Origin of the sequence: Eudoraea sp., from assembly GCF_049665975.1 — a bacterium.
Taxonomy (GTDB): domain Bacteria; phylum Bacteroidota; class Bacteroidia; order Flavobacteriales; family Flavobacteriaceae; genus Eudoraea.
On the sequence record NZ_JBATGR010000198.1, the window covers coordinates 1 to 2,323 of the forward strand.

Annotated in this window: 3 protein-coding genes; all 3 read left to right on the top strand. The window is 39.6% G+C overall.

What is annotated here, in order from left to right:
• The first annotated feature begins 214 nt into the window (after positions 1–214).
• Positions 215–613 (top strand): response regulator, encoded by a 399-nt coding sequence (locus WBN20_RS07400; RefSeq protein ID WP_424271307.1) that lies wholly within the window; start codon positions 215–217, stop codon positions 611–613.
• 75 nt (positions 614–688) lie between these two features.
• Positions 689–1,231, top strand: a complete 543-nt coding sequence (locus WBN20_RS07405) for a heme NO-binding domain-containing protein (RefSeq protein ID WP_424271306.1) — start codon at positions 689–691, stop codon at positions 1,229–1,231.
• The coding region (locus tag WBN20_RS07410) for a PAS domain-containing protein (RefSeq protein WP_424281234.1) at positions 1,224–2,323 on the top strand (1,100 nt) is incomplete at its 3' end. The genes WBN20_RS07405 and WBN20_RS07410, both read left to right, overlap by 8 nt.

The window sequence follows — 2,323 nt, forward strand, 5'->3', positions numbered from 1 at the left end:
TGTCTAGGTAGTTATCCTCTAAATTATGAAGCACTAACAAATAACCTGGCATTTAAAGAGTCATTAAAAACGTATTCGGAAGTTTTTGAGAACTTTTGCCCCTCTCATCTACAGTAATAAACCATTCGTCTACACTCACTAAACTTTCGTCTACATTTGGGCCTAAGACTGAAAATTAAATTAGAACTTTCCAGATTCAATTAAAACGAAGGCCATGAAAATACTCTTTATTGAAGACGATGCCATAGAGACCATGAAGCTGACAAGGACCTTATCGAAGCTCGAGGAAAAACACACCCTAATTCAGGCAAACAACGGGGAAGAGGCGTTGAAGATCCTTAATGAAACTAATCTGCCTGATATAATCCTTCTTGATCTGAATATGCCACGAATGAATGGGATAGAATTCCTCCAGATCCTTAAAAAGGATCCCCTGCTTAAATACCTGCCCACAGTAATTCTGACAACATCTGAAAACAGAACAGACCTGCTCGAATGTTATAAGACCGGAATTGCAGGCTACGTGATAAAGCCTTTAAAATATGAGGATTACGAAGACAAGCTCATAAAGGTGATCTCCTACTGGCAAGTAAACGAACTGGTAAAAGGTTAGTGGAATTGGGTATTTCACAACAAAATTTTTAAAGCAGGTAAGGTTTTTCCTATATTTAATTTTGATTTTATATTTATGAAAGGTTTTATTTTTACGGAGTTCCTGGAAATGGTGGAAGACCAATTTGGACTGGAAATTACAGACAGTATTATCGAAAATTCTGAGCTGCCCTCCGAAGGCATCTATACTTCTGTTGGCACCTATGATTTTAACGAAATGGTTTCCCTCCTGACTAATTTAAGTTCGGAAGTCAAGATGCCACCAAACGACCTGTTATACGCTTTTGGGCTGTACTTGTTCGATAGTTTAGGGAAAGCACATCCGGAGATCATTAAAAGTTATGCCTCGCCAATTGCCCTTTTAAACTCTATAGAGGACCACATTCACGTACATGTAAAAAAACTGTATCCGGATGCGGAATTGCCCAGCTTTACCATAATTGAAAAAACGGATACTTCCCTATCCATGATCTACAGCTCTTCTAGAGGGCTTTACAGCCTGGCCCACGGCCTAATGGAAAAAGCTTTTACACATTTCAACAGCAGTGCCGAAATAAGCTATGAGTTGCTGAAGGAAGATGGCACTCAGGTAAAATTTGATATTGTCCAGCATGGATAATAAGGAAGTAGATTTGTTGAAAAGGGCCCTGGAGCGGCAAAAGAAAGCAAGACTTCAGGCAGAAAAAATTCTGGAAGAAAAATCACAGGAATTATATAATACTACCAGGCAATTAAAAGAGACCAATGAGCGCTTGGAAAATCTCTTAAGCGAAAAAACATCAGAACTTGAAGGGGTGTTCATCAATATCATTGATCCATATCTGGTAATGGACATCAATGGTAATGTTCTCCGGATGAATGCGGCCGCCAAACAACTCCTGGGATACGATCATAATGAAGAGACCATCAACCTCGGATCCCTGATCCATCCGGACTACATTGAATATACCAGGGAATCTTTTAAACTTCTTTATGAAGTGGGTACCCTAAAAAACTACAGGGCTAAGATTATTGTAAAGGATCAATCCATTCGGTACGTACAAGTGAACAGCAGTATTATTTATGATAAGGCCGGCCTCCCCATTGCCGCGCAGGGGATTATAAGAGATATTACGAAGGAAAATGAGGTGGAAGTATTGCTTTCCGAACAAAAAAAGCAGCTCGATATCATCATTGAAAATTCTCCACTAGGCATTGTCCTTACCCAAGGGAGTAAATTCCTTAAAATTAATAAGACCTTCTCCGAGCTAATGGGCTATACGGAATCCGAATTAAAAAAATCTACCGTAGATGCCATTTCAGCACCCGAAGACAATGAAAAGTCGAGCAAGTATATGTCTGAGATGAAGAAAGGAAAACTAGATAACTTTTCAATTGTAAAACAATATTTCAAAAAGAACGGAACTGCTATTTTAGCCAAAACTTCCGTAAGTGCCGTAAGGGAACCCTCAGGGAAGATCGCTTATGAAGTAGCTATAGTAGAGGATATTTCGAAAGAACGAGAAGCACAAGAGCAAGTCAGAGCCTCCGAAAACCGGCTTGCCAGCCTAATTACCAATTTACAGACCGGTGTCTTACTGGAAAATGAAAACAGGGAAATATCCCTTACTAATCAGATGTTTTGCGACATATTCCATATTCCTGTTCCGCCGAAAAGCCTGAAAGGAAGCGATTGTTCTAATGCTGCCGAGGAAACCAAGCACTATTTTGA

Coding starts and splice junctions, on each gene's coding strand:
- WBN20_RS07400 (WP_424271307.1), top strand. CDS start 215: ATGAAAATACTCTTTATTGAAGACGATGCCATAGAGACCATGAAGCTG.
- WBN20_RS07405 (WP_424271306.1), top strand. CDS start 689: ATGAAAGGTTTTATTTTTACGGAGTTCCTGGAAATGGTGGAAGACCAA.